14 protein-coding genes are annotated in these 15,228 nt (G+C 70.1%); 1 reads left to right on the forward strand and 13 read right to left on the reverse strand.

Going from position 1 to position 15,228, the window contains the following annotated elements; all coding sequences use genetic code 11:
* Window positions 1-89: 89 nt before the first annotated feature.
* From metK to pyrR, 13 genes are all read right to left on the reverse strand, one after another.
* Window positions 90-1,313, reverse strand: coding sequence for a methionine adenosyltransferase (gene metK / locus ACZ5C2_RS32555; protein WP_468799408.1), 1,224 nt, complete (start codon window positions 1,311-1,313; stop codon window positions 90-92).
* A gap of 209 nt (window positions 1,314-1,522) precedes the next feature.
* Entirely contained in the window at window positions 1,523-2,752 is a 1,230-nt protein-coding gene (coaBC, locus tag ACZ5C2_RS32560; RefSeq protein ID WP_468799410.1) for a bifunctional phosphopantothenoylcysteine decarboxylase/phosphopantothenate--cysteine ligase CoaBC, read from the reverse strand.
* 122 nt (window positions 2,753-2,874) lie between these two features.
* Complete coding sequence (rpoZ, locus tag ACZ5C2_RS32565) at window positions 2,875-3,147, reverse strand: DNA-directed RNA polymerase subunit omega (protein ID WP_004933985.1); 273 nt, start codon at window positions 3,145-3,147, stop codon at window positions 2,875-2,877.
* A gap of 62 nt (window positions 3,148-3,209) precedes the next feature.
* A complete protein-coding gene (gene gmk / locus ACZ5C2_RS32570; protein WP_468799412.1) occupies window positions 3,210-3,767 on the reverse strand; it encodes a guanylate kinase in 558 nt (185 codons plus the stop codon).
* 37 nt (window positions 3,768-3,804) lie between these two features.
* The gene (locus ACZ5C2_RS32575) at window positions 3,805-4,128 is read right to left on the reverse strand and encodes an integration host factor (RefSeq protein WP_003977346.1); all 324 of its coding nucleotides are present in this window, start codon (window positions 4,126-4,128) and stop codon (window positions 3,805-3,807) included.
* Between the two features lie 257 nt (window positions 4,129-4,385).
* Entirely contained in the window at window positions 4,386-5,231 is an 846-nt protein-coding gene (gene pyrF, locus ACZ5C2_RS32580) for an orotidine-5'-phosphate decarboxylase (RefSeq protein WP_468799414.1), read from the reverse strand.
* Window positions 5,228-6,334 (reverse strand): quinone-dependent dihydroorotate dehydrogenase, encoded by a 1,107-nt coding sequence (locus tag ACZ5C2_RS32585; RefSeq protein WP_468799416.1) that lies wholly within the window; start codon window positions 6,332-6,334, stop codon window positions 5,228-5,230. The genes pyrF and ACZ5C2_RS32585 overlap by 4 nt, the downstream gene beginning before the upstream one ends.
* A 51-nt stretch (window positions 6,335-6,385) precedes the next feature.
* Window positions 6,386-9,697, reverse strand: coding sequence for a carbamoyl-phosphate synthase large subunit (gene carB, locus ACZ5C2_RS32590; RefSeq protein WP_468799418.1), 3,312 nt, complete (start codon window positions 9,695-9,697; stop codon window positions 6,386-6,388).
* Window positions 9,690-10,847, reverse strand: coding sequence for a glutamine-hydrolyzing carbamoyl-phosphate synthase small subunit (gene carA, locus ACZ5C2_RS32595; protein ID WP_468799420.1), 1,158 nt, complete (start codon window positions 10,845-10,847; stop codon window positions 9,690-9,692). Before carA ends, carB begins: the two co-directional genes overlap by 8 nt.
* Window positions 10,844-11,404, reverse strand: coding sequence for a PH-like domain-containing protein (locus tag ACZ5C2_RS32600; protein WP_468799422.1), 561 nt, complete (start codon window positions 11,402-11,404; stop codon window positions 10,844-10,846). The genes carA and ACZ5C2_RS32600 overlap by 4 nt, the downstream gene beginning before the upstream one ends.
* Complete coding sequence (locus tag ACZ5C2_RS32605) at window positions 11,401-12,687, reverse strand: dihydroorotase (protein ID WP_468799424.1); 1,287 nt, start codon at window positions 12,685-12,687, stop codon at window positions 11,401-11,403. Before ACZ5C2_RS32605 ends, ACZ5C2_RS32600 begins: the two co-directional genes overlap by 4 nt.
* A gap of 2 nt (window positions 12,688-12,689) precedes the next feature.
* Entirely contained in the window at window positions 12,690-13,673 is a 984-nt protein-coding gene (locus ACZ5C2_RS32610) for an aspartate carbamoyltransferase catalytic subunit (RefSeq protein WP_468799426.1), read from the reverse strand.
* Between the two features lie 102 nt (window positions 13,674-13,775).
* Window positions 13,776-14,342: a bifunctional pyr operon transcriptional regulator/uracil phosphoribosyltransferase PyrR gene (gene pyrR / locus ACZ5C2_RS32615; protein ID WP_468799428.1), complete on the reverse strand. Its 567-nt coding sequence runs from the start codon at window positions 14,340-14,342 to the stop codon at window positions 13,776-13,778.
* 265 nt (window positions 14,343-14,607) lie between these two features.
* Between pyrR and bldD the strand changes: the two genes are divergently transcribed.
* Window positions 14,608-15,111 carry a transcriptional regulator BldD gene (gene bldD / locus ACZ5C2_RS32620; protein ID WP_018570201.1) on the forward strand — a complete coding sequence of 168 codons (504 nt, stop codon included), beginning with the start codon at window positions 14,608-14,610 and terminating at the stop codon, window positions 15,109-15,111.
* Window positions 15,112-15,228 lie beyond the last annotated feature (117 nt).

The following is a 15,228-nucleotide window of genomic DNA, read 5'->3' on the forward strand; positions in this document are numbered from 1 at the left end:
TAACCTCCCCCCCCCCCCCCCCCCCCCCCCCCCCCCCCCCCCCCCCCCCCCCCCCCCCCCCCCCCCCACGGGGAGACGCGGGGTGGGACCTACAGCCCCGCCGCCTTGCGCAGGGCGTCCACGCGGTCAGTGCGCTCCCAGGTGAATTCGGGCAGCTCACGGCCGAAGTGGCCGTAGGCGGCGGTCTGGGCGTAGATCGGGCGCAGCAGGTCCAGGTCGCGGATGATGGCGGCCGGGCGGAGGTCGAACACCTCGTCGATGGCCCGCTCGATCTTCTCGGTGTCGACCTTGGCGGTGCCGAAGGTCTCCACGAACAGACCGACCGGCTCGGCCTTGCCGATCGCGTACGCCACCTGCACCTCGCAGCGCGCGGCCAGTCCGGCCGCCACCACGTTCTTGGCGACCCAGCGCATCGCGTACGCGGCCGAGCGGTCCACCTTGGAGGGGTCCTTGCCCGAGAACGCCCCACCGCCGTGGCGGGCCATACCGCCGTACGTGTCGATGATGATCTTGCGGCCGGTCAGGCCCGCGTCACCCATCGGGCCGCCGATCTCGAACCGGCCGGTGGGGTTGACCAGCAGCCGGTACTCGTCGGTGTCCAGCTTGATGCCCTCGTCCAGCAGCGCCTTCAGCTCCGGCTCCACGACGAACTCGCGGATGTCGGGGGCGAGCAGCGACTCCAGGTCGATGTCGGAGGCGTGCTGGGAGGAGACGACCACGGTGTCCAGACGGACCGCCTTGTCACCGTCGTACTCGATGGTGACCTGGGTCTTTCCGTCCGGGCGCAGGTAGGGGATGGTCCCGTTCTTGCGCACGTCGGACAGGCGCTTGGACAGGCGGTGGGCGAGGAAGACCGGCAGCGGCATGAGCGTCGGCGTCTCGTCCGTCGCGTAGCCGAACATCAGGCCCTGGTCGCCGGCGCCCTGCCGGTCCAGTTCGTCCAGTTCTCCCTCTACGGCGGCACCCCCGACACGGGCCTCGTAGGCGGCGTCGACGCCCTGCGCGATGTCCGGGGACTGCGCGCCGATCGACACCGAGACGCCGCAGGAGGCGCCGTCGAAGCCCTTCTTCGAGGAGTCGTAGCCGATCTCCAGGACCTTGTTGCGCACCAGCGTCGCGATGTCCGCGTACGACTTGGTGGTGACCTCGCCGGCCACGTGCACCAGGCCGGTGGTGATCAGGGTCTCGACGGCGACCCGGGACGCCGGGTCCTCGCGGAGCAGCGCGTCGAGGATGGTGTCGCTGATCTGGTCAGCGATCTTGTCGGGGTGACCCTCGGTCACGGACTCCGAGGTGAACAGACGACGGGACACAATGCTCCCTGGGGTTGCAGCGGCTGCTGGCTGATCATTGGCGGACGGCGGGGGCTGCACCCGGGCGCCGTCCGTCGGACAGTTTATCGGTCGAGCTGCGCCACGGGGCCCCTGTCTCGCCTACCGGGAGTGCTGTGACCTGCGGCACGGGCATTCTCCCTGGAGCGGGTGATGCTCGCCAGAGGTGCCACGCCCTGGTGGAAGATGTCCTAGGGTCCAAGGGGCGCCTCAGCCGCTCGTCCGAGGCGTTCGGCCACCAGGTCCCAGACGATATCGGCCAGCACCTCCTTCGGGCCGTGCGCGACGGGGGTCTCACTCCCGTCGGCGCCCAGCACCACGGCCTCGTTCTCGTCCAGGCCGAAGGTCTTGCGCTCCCCCACCTCGTTCACCACCAGCAGGTCGCAGCCCTTGCGCTTCAGCTTGGCGCGGCCGTTGGCCAGCACGTCGTCGGTCTCGGCGGCGAAGCCCACGATCACCTGTCCGGACCGCGCCCGGAGGCTGGAGATCTCAGCGAGGACGTCCGGATTCCGCACCAGGGTGATGGGCTCGGGCTCCTGTCCGTCCTTCTTCTTGATCTTCCCTGTCGCATAGGCCGCCGGGCGGAAGTCGGCGACGGCCGCGGCCATGACCACCGCGTCCGCGTCGGCGGCGGCGCCGAGGACGGCCTCACGCAGTTCCACGGCGGTCCCGACGGTGACGATGTCGACGCCCGCCGGGTCGGGCAGCGCGGGGTTGGCCGCGATCAGTGTGACGCGGGCGCCCCGGGCGGCGGCGGTGCGGGCGAGGGCGTACCCCTGCTTGCCTGAGGAGCGGTTGCCGAGGAAGCGGACGGGGTCGAGGGGCTCACGGGTGCCTCCGGCGCTGATGACGACATGCCGGCCGCTGAGGTCCGGCCCGGTGGCACCTCGGGCGAGCACCCGGCGGCAGACCTCGAAGATCTCGCCGGGGTCGGGCAGCCGGCCCTTGCCGGTGTCGACGCCGGTGAGACGGCCGACGGCCGGTTCGACCACGACGGCGCCCCGCGCGCGCAGCGTCGCCACGTTGTCCTGGGTGGCCGGGTGCTCCCACATCTCGGTATGCATGGCGGGGGCGAAGACCACGGTGCAGCGGGCGGTGAGGAGGGTGTTGGTCAGCAGGTCGTCGGCCAGGCCGTGGGCCGCCTTGGCCAGCATGTCGGCCGTGGCCGGGGCGACGACCACCAGGTCCGCGTGCTGGCCGATGCGGACGTGGGGCACCTCGTGGACGTCGTCCCAGACGTCGGTGGAGACCAGGTTGCCGGAGAGGGCGGACCAGGTGGCGGCGCCGACGAAGTGCAGCGCGGAGGCGGTGGGGACGACACGCACGTCGTGCCCCGACTCCGTCAGCCGCCTGAGCAGCTCACAGGCCTTGTACGCGGCGATGCCTCCGCTGACCCCCAGAACGACCTTCGGCTTGTCCACCGGTTCTCCCCGGACCTCGGAAAATGTGCGACCAACCCCATGAGACACCACAGGCCCGGCAGACATGCTGCCGGGCCTGTGGAAAAGTCAGCTGCAAACCGCTGATACGACGTACTGACCGGTTACTGGCCGGGGCCTTCGACGGCCTCGGAGGTCAGCAGTCCCGCGTTGATCTCGCGCAGGGCGATCGAGAGCGGCTTCTCGTGGACGTGGGTGTCGACGAGGGGACCGACGTACTCGAGCAGGCCCTCGCCGAGCTGCGAGTAGTACGCGTTGATCTGGCGGGCCCGCTTGGCCGCGTAGATCACGAGGCTGTACTTCGAGTCCGTGGCCTCGAGGAGCTCGTCGATCGGCGGGTTGATGATGCCCTCGGGCGCGGAGATGGAAGAGGACACGCTCTACCTTCCGATGGATGGGAAAGATTCAGTCGATCCGACCGGTGAACGATTGCTCACGATCACACGACGTTCATCAAGGCTAGCAGCTCGCGGGCGACGTCCTCGACGGAGGTGTTGACCAGGGTGGTGTGGAACTCCGGCTCGGCGGCCAGTTCGGTCTTCGCGGCCGCGAGCCGGCGCTCGATGACCTCCGCCGACTCGGTGCCACGGCCGGTGAGTCTGCGCACGAGCTCCTCCCAGGAGGGAGGGGCCAGGAACACCAGCTGCGCCTCGGCCATGGACTCGCGGACCTGCCGTGCGCCCTGGAGGTCGATCTCCAGCAGCACGGGCACACCCGCGTCCAGGTGCTCCAGCACCGCCGCGCGGGGTGTGCCGTAGCGGTTGCCGGCGAACTCGGCCCACTCCAGCAGTTCACCGTTGGCGATCAGCTTGTCCATCTCCTCGTCGGTGACGAAGAAGTAGTGGACCCCGTGCTGCTCCCCGGGGCGGGGCCCCCGGGTCGTCGCCGACACCGAGAGCCAGACCTCGGGGTGTTCCTTGCGCATATGGGCGACGACCGTGCTCTTGCCGACCCCGGAGGGGCCGGAGAGCACGGTCAGCCGCGGACGTTCAGTCATGCAGCGATTATTCCAGCAATCCCGGAGTGCCCGGGACTCAGGAACCGGTGCTGCCGAACTCGCGCTCCAGGGAGGCGATCTGGTTGGAACCGAGACCGCGTACGCGGCGGCTCTCGGAGATACCCAGTCGCTCCATGATCTGCTTGGCGCGGACCTTGCCCACGCCCGGCAGGGACTCCAGCAGGGCGGAGACCTTCATCTTGCCGATGACGTCGTTCTCCTGGCCCTGCTTGATGACCTCGTGAAGCGAGGCGCCGGAGTGCTTGAGTCGATTCTTGACCTCGGCCCGCTCCCGGCGAGCCGCGGCGGCCTTTTCGAGCGCGGCTGCGCGCTGTTCAGGGGTAAGGGGCGGAAGAGCCACGCCTACGTCACCTCGGATGTCGAACTGTCGGATACGGACCGGTGAGGAACCTAGTCGCCCCACACCTGAGGAGCCACGAGCAACACGCTTGCCCGTTCACTCTCCGTCGGAGACTAGCGGCCAACTCCGCCGGAGTCAGCGAGAACCGAGGAAAAGTCCTGGTCAGCCTCCGTCAGGCCGGACATTTAGGGTATAACGACACGGAATTGAGGATGGATTCAGGGTGCGACGACCACGGAATCCCTCGTCGGCCGCTCTCAGGCCGGCGTCACGGCGTCCCGGACCTCCTCCGCGAACCGCACCGCGGCGTCACGCAGAGCGACCACGTCGGGACCGTGGCGCAACACCCCCCGGCTGACGTTGGGCACGACATTGCGCACCGCGCTCCCAAACACCGCGGGGAGGTCGGCCGCCGTGGCGCCCTGCGCTCCGATGCCGGGGGCGAGAACCGGGCCGCCCATGTCCAGGTCGTACGAGGACAGGTCGCCGAGGGTCGCGCCGACCACCGCTCCGAAGGACCCGAGCGGCACCTCGCCGGCGTTCTCCAGGGCCAGGTGCCCGAGCATGGTCGCCCCGACGGTGCGCCCGTCGGGGCGGACCGCGTGCTGTACCTCGCGGCCCTCCGGATTGGACGTCAGCGCCAGGACGAACAGCCCCGTGCCGGTCTCACGGGCCAGTGCGACAGCCGGGCTCAGCGAGCCGTAGCCGAGGTAGGGAGAGACGGTGAGCGCGTCGGAGAACAGGGGCGCGTCCCGGTGCAGGAACGACTCGGCGTAGGCGGCCATGGTGGAGCCGATGTCACCGCGCTTGGCGTCCATGACGACCAGCGCGCCCGCCGCCCGTGCCTCCTGGACCGTCTTCTCCAGGACGGCGATACCGCGCGAGCCGAAGCGCTCGAAGAAGGCGCTCTGCGGCTTGAGTACGGCGACCCGGTCGGCGACCGCCTCGACGACCGTGCGGCTGAACGCCTCCAGACCCGCCACGTTGTCGTCCAGACCCCACTCGGCGAGCAGAGAGGCGTGCGGGTCGATACCCACGCACAGCGGGCCCCGCTCGTCCATCGCGCGGCGCAGACGCGCGCCGAAGGGTGCCAGACCGGTCATACCGTTGTCCTCACGTCGGAGCCCACCGCGTCGGCGAGCGTGGCGTAGGGGCTGGTGCGCAGCCGCGCGGCGAGCCCCTTGTGCATGGCGCGGGCCCAGAAGGGGCCCTCGTAGATGAACGCGCTGTAGCCCTGGACCAGCGTGGCACCGGCCAGGATGCGCTGCCAGGCGTCCTCGGCGTTCTCGATGCCGCCGACCCCGACCAGGGTGATCCGGTCGCCCACGCGCGCGTAGAGGCGGCGCAGCACCTCGAGGGAGCGTGCCTTCAGAGGGGCTCCGGAGAGGCCGCCGGTCTCCTGGACGACGGCCGGTGCGGAGGTCAGGCCGAGCCCTTCACGGGCGATGGTGGTGTTGGTGGCGATGATGCCGTCGAGGCCGAGCTCCACGGCAAGGTCGGCGACCGCGTCGACATCCTCGTCGGCGAGGTCGGGGGCGATCTTCACCAGGAGCGGCACCCGGCGGGCCGGGACCGCACGGTCGGCGGCCTCGCGCACGGCGGTCAGCAGCGGGCGCAGCTGGTCGACGGCCTGGAGGTCCCGCAGCCCGGGGGTGTTCGGGGAGGAGACGTTGACCACCAGGTAGCCGGCGTGCGGTGCCAGCCGCTCGGCGGACTTCACGTAGTCGGCGACGGCCTCGGTCTCGGGGACGGCCTTGGTCTTGCCGATGTTGACGCCGACGACGGTCCTGAAGACGGGCGTGCGGGAGGCCAGGCGCGCCGCCACGGCGAGCGAGCCGTCGTTGTTGAACCCCATCCGGTTGATCAGGGCGCGGTCCGCGACCAGGCGGAACAGCCGCTTCTTCGGGTTGCCCGGCTGCGGTTCGCCGGTCACCGTGCCGATCTCGACGTGGTCGAAGCCGAGCATCGCCATGCCGTCGATGCCGACCGCGTTCTTGTCGAAACCGGCGGCGAGGCCGAAGGGGCTGTGCAGGCGCAGTCCGAGCGCCTCGGTGCGCAGTTCCTTGTGACGCGGGGCGAGCACGGCGGCGGCGAAGGTGCGCAGGCCGGGGACCCGCGCGACGAGACGGATCCAGCGGAAGGCCAGATGGTGGGCCCGCTCCGGGTCCATCCGCTGGAAGAGCAGGGTGAAGAGAATCTGGTACATGGTGTCCTCATGAAGAGGGGGACACCGTTTCCGGTGTCCCCCTGGGGGCTGCTAGTCGTCGCGGGCCGCGGTCAGATGTTCCGCGTGTTCCTGGAGCGAGCGGACGCCCACGTCCCCGCGGTTGAGCGCGTCGATGCCCTGGACCGCGGCGGCCAGCGCCTGGACCGTCGTCAGACAGGGCACGGACCGGGCCACGGCGGCCGTGCGGATGTCGTAGCCGTCGAGGCGGCCGCCGGTGCCGTACGGGGTGTTGACGATGAGGTCGACCTCGCCGTCGTGGATGAGCTGGACGATGGTCCGCTCGCCGTTCGGGCCGGTGCCCTCGGACTGCTTGCGCACCACGGTGGCGTTGATGCCGTTGCGCTTGAGGACCTCGGCGGTGCCGGAGGTCGCGAGCAGCTCGAAGCCGTGCGCCACCAGTTCCCGCGCGGGGAAGATCATCGAGCGCTTGTCGCGGTTGGCCACCGAGATGAACGCGCGTCCCTTGGTCGGCAGCGGGCCGTAGGCGGCCGCCTGGGACTTGGCGTACGCCGTGCCGAAGACGGAGTCGATGCCCATGACCTCGCCGGTGGAGCGCATCTCGGGGCCGAGCACGGTGTCGACTCCGCGGCCGTGGATGTCGCGGAAGCGGGACCACGGCATCACGGCCTCCTTGACGGAGATCGGCGCGTCCAGCGGCAGCTCGCCCCCGTCACCGTTCGCCGGGAGCAGGCCCTCGGTGCGCAGTTCGGCGACGGTGGCGCCCAGCGAGATCCGCGCCGCGGCCTTGGCCAGCGGCACCGCGGTCGCCTTCGAAGTGAAGGGCACGGTGCGCGAGGCACGCGGGTTGGCCTCCAGGACGTAGAGGATGTCCCCGGCCAGCGCGAACTGGATGTTGATCAGACCGCGTACTCCGACACCGCGCGCGATGGCCTCCGTGGAGGCGCGCAGCCGTTTGATGTCGTAGCCGCCGAGCGTGATCGGCGGCAGGGCGCACGCCGAGTCGCCGGAGTGGATGCCGGCCTCCTCGATGTGCTCCATGACGCCGCCGAGGTACAACTCCTCGCCGTCGTAGAGGGCGTCGACGTCGATCTCTATGGCGTCGTCGAGGAAGCGGTCGACGAGCACCGGCCGGGAGGGGCTGATCTCGGTCGACTCGGCGATGTACGCCTCCAGCCGGGTCTCGTCGTAGACGATCTCCATGCCGCGGCCGCCGAGCACGTAGGACGGCCGGACGAGGACCGGGTAGCCGATCTCGTCGGCGATGGCCTTGGCGTCGGCGAAGGTGGTGGCGGTGCCGTGCTTGGGGGCGGGCAGGCCGGCCTCCTTGAGGACCTGGCCGAAGGCGCCGCGGTCCTCGGCGGCGTGGATGGCCTCCGGGGAGGTGCCGACGATCGGCACGCCGTTGTCCTTCAGCGCCTGCGCCAGACCGAGCGGGGTCTGGCCGCCGAGCTGCACGACGACGCCCGCGACGGGACCTGCCAGACGCTCGGCGTGGACGATCTCCAGGACGTCCTCCAGGGTGAGCGGCTCGAAGTAGAGCCGGTCGGAGGTGTCGTAGTCGGTGGAGACGGTCTCCGGGTTGCAGTTGACCATCACGGTCTCGTAGCCGGCGTCGCTGAGCGCGAAGGAGGCGTGGACGCAGGAGTAGTCGAACTCGATGCCCTGGCCGATACGGTTCGGACCGGAACCCAGGATGATGACGGCCGGCTTGGTCCGCGGCGCGACCTCGGTCTCCTCGTCGTAGGACGAGTAGAAGTACGGCGTCTTCGCGGCGAACTCGGCGGCGCAGGTGTCGACCGTCTTGTAGACCGGGCGGATGCCCAGCGCGTGCCGGACCTCGCGGACGACGTCCTCGCGCAGGCCCCGGATCTCGCCGATCTGCTGGTCGGAGAAGCCGTGCCGCTTGGCCTCGGCGAGCAGGTCGCGGGTCAGCTCGGGGGCGGCGGCCAGCTCGTCGGCGGTCTCCTTGATGAGGAAGAGCTGGTCGACGAACCAGGGGTCGATCTTCGTGGCGTCGAAGACCTCCTCGGCGGTGGCCCCCGCGCGGATGGCGCCCATGACCGCGTTGATCCGGCCGTCGGTCGGGCGGACCGCCTCGCGCAGCAGGTCGGCCTTGTCGCCGGGCTCGCCGACGAAGGTGAACTGGCTGCCCTTCTTCTCCAGCGAGCGCAGCGCCTTCTGGAAGGCCTCGGTGAAGTTGCGGCCGATCGCCATGGCCTCGCCGACCGACTTCATGGTGGTGGTGAGGGTGGAGTCGGCGCTGGGGAACTTCTCGAAGGCGAACCGGGGGGCCTTCACGACGACGTAGTCGAGGGTGGGCTCGAAGGAGGCCGGGGTCTCCTGCGTGATGTCGTTCGGGATCTCGTCGAGGGTGTAGCCGACGGCGAGCTTGGCGGCGATCTTCGCGATCGGGAAACCGGTCGCCTTGGAGGCGAGCGCGGAGGAGCGCGACACACGCGGGTTCATCTCGATGACGATGACCCGGCCGTCCTCGGGGTTCACCGCGAACTGGATGTTGCAGCCGCCGGTGTCGACACCGACCTCACGGATGATCGCGATGCCGACGTCGCGCAGCACCTGGTACTCGCGGTCGGTCAGCGTCATCGCCGGGGCGACGGTGATGGAGTCACCGGTGTGCACGCCCATGGGGTCGAAGTTCTCGATGGAGCAGACGACCACGACGTTGTCGTGCTTGTCGCGCATCAGCTCCAGCTCGTACTCCTTCCAGCCGAGGATGGACTCCTCCAGGAGCACCTCGGTGGTCGGCGAGAGGGTGAGGCCCTGGCCGGCGATGCGGCGCAGCTCGTCCTCGTCGTGGGCGAAGCCGGAGCCGGCGCCGCCCATGGTGAAGGAGGGGCGGACGACGACCGGATAGCCGCCGAGGGTGTCGACGCCCTTGAGGACGTCGTCCATGGTGTGGCAGATGTAGGACCGGGCGGACTCGCCGTGTCCGATCTTCTTGCGGACCTCCTCGACGACCTCCTTGAACAGGTCGCGGTCCTCCCCCTTGTTGATGGCCTCGACGTTGGCGCCGATCAGCTCGACGCCGTACTTCTCCAGGACGCCGTTGCCGTGCAGGGAGATGGCGGTGTTGAGGGCGGTCTGGCCGCCCAGGGTGGGCAGCAGCGCGTCCGGCCGCTCCTTGGCGATGATCTTCTCGACGAACTCGGGGGTGATCGGCTCGACGTAGGTGGCGTCGGCGATCTCCGGGTCGGTCATGATCGTCGCCGGGTTGGAGTTGACCAGGACGACCCGCAGGCCCTCGGCCTTGAGGACGCGGCACGCCTGGGTGCCGGAGTAGTCGAACTCGGCGGCCTGTCCGATGACGATCGGGCCGGAGCCGATGACCAGGACGGACTGGATATCGGTGCGCTTAGGCACGCTGGCCCTCCATCGGGACGGTGGTCATCAAGGACGCGAAGCGGTCGAACAGATAGGCGGCGTCGTGCGGGCCCGCTGCCGCCTCGGGGTGGTACTGGACGCTGAAGGCCGGCTTGTCGAGGAGCTGGAGGCCCTCCACCACGTTGTCGTTGAGGCAGACGTGGGAGACCTCGGCGCGGCCGTAGGGGGTGTCGGAGACCCTGTCGAGCGGGGCGTCGACGGCGAAGCCGTGGTTGTGGGCGGTGACCTCGACCTTGCCGGTCGTACGGTCCTGCACCGGCTGGTTGATGCCGCGGTGGCCGTACTTCAGCTTGTAGGTGCCGAAGCCGAGGGCGCGGCCCAGGATCTGGTTGCCGAAGCAGATGCCGAAGAGCGGGGTGCCGCGTTCCAGGACCGCCCGCATGACGGAGACCGCGTGGTCGGCGGTGGAGGGGTCGCCGGGGCCGTTGGAGAAGAACACACCGTCGGGGTTCACGGCGTAGACGTCCTCGACGGTCGCCGTGGCGGGCAGGACGTGCACCTCGATGCCTCGCTCGGCCATCCGGTGCGGGGTCATGCCCTTGATGCCGAGGTCGACGGCTGCGACGGTGAACTTCTTCTCGCCGACCGCCGGGACGACGTACGGCTCGGTGGTGGCGACCTCGGCCGAGAGGTCGGCACCGCTCATCTCGGGGGCCTTCCGCACCCGCGCGAGCATGGCGGTCTCGTCGGCGACCGCGTCACCGGAGAAGATGCCGACGCGCATGGCGCCGCGCTCGCGCAGATGGCGGGTCAGCGCGCGGGTGTCGATGCCGCAGATGCCGACGACGTCCTGGGCGGCCAGTTCCTCGTCCAGTGAGCGTGTCGAACGCCAGTTGGAGGGCACGCGCGCGGGGTCGCGGACGACGTAGCCGGAGACCCAGATCCTCCGGGACTCCATGTCCTCGTCGTTGACGCCGGTGTTCCCCACGTGGGGGGCGGTCATGACGACGACCTGACGGTGGTAGGACGGGTCGGTGAGGGTCTCCTGGTAGCCGGTCATGCCGGTGGAGAACACCGCTTCGCCGAAGGTCTCCCCCACCGCCCCGTAGGAACGGCCGCGGAAGATCCGGCCGTCCTCCAGGACGAGTACGGCGGGAACCTTGCCGGTTCCCCTGGTGGAGGTTGTCATCGTGCGCCTTCCGTCTTGTTGATCATGTGGTGGAGGGTGTCGACCCACTCGTTGTGCTCGGCCGCGCGGTCGGAGCGGAAGCCGGAGTCGATCAGCCGCTCGCCGTGCGCCCAGGTGACGACCAGCAGACCGCCCTCGGTGAGGACCTTGCCGGCGATGCCCTTGTCGAGCCGTGCCTCACGCAGCGCCTGTGCCGGGACGAAGAAGTCGTTCGCTCCGGGGCGTTCGACAGCCAGTCCGGCGTCGGTGAGCGTCAGCTCGGCCCGGCTGCGGGTGCCCAGGCCGTGCGCCACGATGCGGTCGAGCCACTGACCGGCGGTGGTGGAGCCGTGGTAGCGGCCGCTCAGCTTCAGTTTCGCCGGACCGGGGTCGTCCGGCGCGCTGTGCAGCTCCGGCAGGTCGCCCTGGAGGGTGCCTCGCCACTTCCAGCCCTCGCGCATCAGCCAGTAGACGAGCGCGACGAAGAGGGCGAGTCCGACGACCCATCCGATCCGGGCGGCCCAGTCGGTCACTTCCGCCGATTCCTTACCGGCGGCCAGCAGGATTACAGGTGTCACGTGAGCTTCCCGTCGACGAGCGTGGCCTTGCCCCGGAGCCAGGTGTGCGTGACACGGCCCGGCAGCTCACGGCCCTCGTACGGGGTGTTGCGGCTGCGCGAGGCGAAGCCCGCGGGGTCCACAGGACCACGGTATGCCGTGTCGACGAGGGTGAGGTTGGCGGGCTCACCTGCCGAGACGGGACGGCCGTGGCCCTCGGCCCGTCCGATGCGCGCGGGTGTGATGGACATGCGGTCGGCGACGTCGGCCCAGGCCAGCAGGCCCGTGTCGACCATGGTCTCCTGGACCACTGACAGCGCGGTCTCCAGGCCGACCATGCCCATGGCGGCGGCGGCCCACTCGCAGTCCTTGTCCTCGTGCGGGTGCGGGGCGTGGTCGGTGGCGACGATGTCGATCGTGCCGTCGGCGAGCGCCTCGCGCAGCGCCAGCACGTCGCGCTCGGTGCGCAGGGGCGGGTTGACCTTGTACACCGGGTCGTACGTGCGGACCAGCTCGTCGGTGAGGAGGAGGTGGTGCGGAGTGACCTCGGCGGTGACGTCGATGCCGCGGGACTTGGCCCAGCGCACGATCTCGACGCTGCCCGCCGTGGACAGGTGGCAGATGTGGACGCGGGAACCGACGTGCTCGGCTAGCAGGACGTCGCGGGCGATGACCGACTCCTCGGCGACGGCCGGCCAGCCCCCGAGTCCCAGCTCCGCGGAGACGACACCCTCGTTCATCTGGGCGCCCTCGGTCAGCCGCGGCTCCTGGGCGTGCTGGGCGACGACCCCGCCGAAGGCCTTCACGTACTCCAGCGCGCGGCGCATGATCACGGCGTCGTGGACGCACTTGCCGTCGTCGGAGAAAACGGTGACGCCGGCCGCGGACTCGTGCATCGCGCCCAGTTCGGCGAGCTTCCTTCCCTCCAGACCGACGGTGACGGCGCCGATGGGCCGTACGTCGCAGTAGCCGTGCTCCTTGCCGAGCCGCCAGACCTGCTCGACGACACCGGCGGTGTCGGCGACCGGGAAGGTGTTGGCCATGGCGAACACGGCGGTGTAGCCGCCGCTCGCGGCCGCCCTGGTGCCGGTCAGCACGGTCTCGGAGTCCTCGCGGCCGGGTTCGCGCAGGTGCGTGTGCAGGTCCACCAGGCCCGGCAGCAGGACCTTGCCGCCGGCCTCGACGACCTCGGCGTCCCCGGCCGGGAGCCCGGTGCCGACCTGGGTGATCGTCTCACCGTCGATCAGGACGTCCTGCGGCTCGCCGCCGAGCACCTTCGCACCACGGATCAGGATCTTGCTCATCGTTACTGGTTCTCCTCGGTGGTACGGGCGTGGGTCACGGCGGGCTCGTTGCCGCCCAGCAGCAGGTAGAGGACGGCCATCCGGATCGAGACCCCGTTGGTGACCTGCTCGATCACGGTGCAGCGGTCGGAGTCCGCGACCTCGGCGGTGATCTCCATGCCGCGCACCATCGGGCCGGGGTGCATCACGATGGCGTGCTCGGGCATCCGCGCCATGCGCTCGCCGTCGAGGCCGTAGCGGCGCGAGTACTCCCGCTCGGTGGGGAAGAACGCGGCGTTCATCCGCTCGCGCTGGACGCGCAGCATCATCACGGCGTCGGACTTGGTCAGCGTGGAGTCGAGGTCGTACGACACCTCGCAGGGCCAGGTCTCGATACCGACCGGCAGCAGGGTCGGCGGGGCGACGAGGGTGACTTCGGCACCGAGGGTGTGCAGCAGGTCGACGTTGGACCGGGCGACCCTGCTGTGCAGGATGTCGCCGACGATCGTGATGCGTCGGCCGGACAGGTCCTGTCCGAGCCCGGCGTCCCGGCCGACGAGCCGGCGCCGCATGGTGAAGGCGTCGAGGAGCGCCTGGGTGGGGTGCTGGTGCGTGCCGTCACCGGCGTTGATGACGTGCGCGTCGATCCAGCCGGAGGTGGCCAGACGGTACGGGGCCCCGGAGGCACCGTGCCGGATGACCACGGCGTCGACGCCCATGGCCTCCAGGGTCTGGGCGGTGTCCTTCAGGGACTCGCCCTTGGAGACGCTGGAGCCCTTGGCGGTGAAGTTGATGACGTCCGCGGACAGGCGCTTCTCCGCGGCCTCGAAGGAGATGCGGGTGCGCGTGGAGTCCTCGAAGAAGAGGTTCACGACCGTGCGGCCGCGCAGGGTCGGCAGTTTCTTGATCGGCCGGTCGGCGACCCGGGCCATCTCCTCGGCGGTGTCGAGGATGAGGACGGCGTCGTCGCGGGTGAGGTCGGCGGCCGAGATGAGATGACGCTGCATCTGTCAGGCTCCGTAAGGCAGTTCAATGAGGCGAAATCGGGCAGACGGGTACGCGCTCAGGCGTGCCGAGCCGGCGCACACCGTCGGTGTGCGCCCGAAGTGCTACTGGGCGGTCCGCTTGGCGCCGAGCAGCACGGTGTCGCGACCGTCCTCCTCGGCGAGCAGGACCTTGACCGTCTCCCGCAGCGACGTGGGGAGGTTCTTGCCGACGTAGTCGGCGCGGATGGGCAGTTCGCGGTGGCCGCGGTCGACGAGGACGGCGAGTTGCACCGCGCGGGGGCGCCCGATGTCGTTCAGCGCGTCGAGGGCGGCACGGATGGTGCGGCCGGAGAAGAGCACGTCGTCGACGAGGACGACCAGCCGGCCGTCGATGCCGTCACCGGGGATCTCGGTACGGGCCAGTGCACGCGGCGGGTGCATGCGCAGGTCGTCGCGGTACATGGTGATGTCGAGCGAACCGACCGGGACCTTGCGCTCGGTGATCTGCTCGAGCTTGGCTGCGAGCCGCTGGGCGAGGAAGACGCCTCGGGTCGGAATGCCGAGGAGCACCACGTCGTCGGCGCCCCTGGCGCGTTCGACGATCTCGTGGGCGATGCGGGTCAGTACCCGCGCGATGTCGGGACCTTCGAGAACGGGCCGGGCATCGGACTGCGTGTCCTGCGTGTCCATGAGAAACGGACCTCCTTCTCCGTCTCACGGGACGGACCTTAAAGGACGTCGGGGTTGCGCCGCTCAGGCTATCAGGTCGCGATTCACGCGGAGCGACACCCCCGATCACCCTCATGGCCTAACCGATCTTCGCCACCACGGAAGCGTCGGTGTGGACCATTCGGCTTGACGCACGAGAGTAACGCTGCGTAACCTCACAGTGAGTTACCAGCCGCGCGGCCTGGAAACCAGCCAGAGCCGCGTCGACACAGTGCCGGGGAGCTATATGTCCAGCGAATACGCCAAACAGCTCGGAGCCAAGCTCCGGGCGATCCGCACCCAGCAGGGCCTTTCCCTCCACGGTGTCGAGGAGAAGTCCCAGGGCCGCTGGAAGGCGGTCGTGGTCGGTTCGTACGAGCGCGGCGACCGCGCGGTCACCGTGCAGCGTCTCGCGGAGCTGGCGGACTTCTACGGTGTGCCGGTGCAGGAGCTGCTGCCGGGTACGACCCCGGGCGGCGCCGCCGAGCCGCCGCCGAAGCTGGTCCTGGACCTGGAGCGGCTGGCCACGGTGCCGGCCGAGAAGGCGGGCCCGCTGCAGCGCTACGCGGCGACGATCCAGTCCCAGCGCGGCGACTACAACGGCAAGGTGCTCTCGATCCGCCAGGACGACCTGCGCACCCTCGCCGTCATCTACGACCAGTCGCCCTCGGTCCTCACCGAGCAGCTGATCAGCTGGGGCGTCCTGGACGCGGACGCGCGCCGCGCGGTGGCGTCGCACGAGGAGGCGTAACCGCTCCGCGGGTACGCAGAAACGTGCCGCCGGGGGGGGGGGGGGGGGGGGGGGGGGGGGGGGTGCCCCGTGGGGTTTGTCGGGGGGTCGTCGGAGGCTTTTTTCCTTGTTTCTTGT

The organism is Streptomyces sp. NPDC031365, assembly GCF_055569765.1.

Excerpts from the sequence above, each read along its gene's own strand:
- gmk (WP_468799412.1), bottom strand. The coding sequence starts at position 3,767 with ATGACTGAACGTCCGCGGCTGACCGTGCTCTCCGGCCCCTCCGGGGTC.
- pyrF (WP_468799414.1), bottom strand. The coding sequence starts at position 5,231 with ATGACCGGTCTGGCACCCTTCGGCGCGCGTCTGCGCCGCGCGATGGAC.
- ACZ5C2_RS32585 (WP_468799416.1), bottom strand. The coding sequence starts at position 6,334 with ATGTACCAGATTCTCTTCACCCTGCTCTTCCAGCGGATGGACCCGGAG.
- carA (WP_468799420.1), bottom strand. The coding sequence starts at position 10,847 with ATGACAACCTCCACCAGGGGAACCGGCAAGGTTCCCGCCGTACTCGTC.
- ACZ5C2_RS32605 (WP_468799424.1), bottom strand. The coding sequence starts at position 12,687 with ATGAGCAAGATCCTGATCCGTGGTGCGAAGGTGCTCGGCGGCGAGCCG.
- ACZ5C2_RS32610 (WP_468799426.1), bottom strand. The coding sequence starts at position 13,673 with ATGCAGCGTCATCTCATCTCGGCCGCCGACCTCACCCGCGACGACGCC.
- pyrR (WP_468799428.1), bottom strand. The coding sequence starts at position 14,342 with ATGGACACGCAGGACACGCAGTCCGATGCCCGGCCCGTTCTCGAAGGT.
- bldD (WP_018570201.1), top strand. The coding sequence starts at position 14,608 with ATGTCCAGCGAATACGCCAAACAGCTCGGAGCCAAGCTCCGGGCGATC.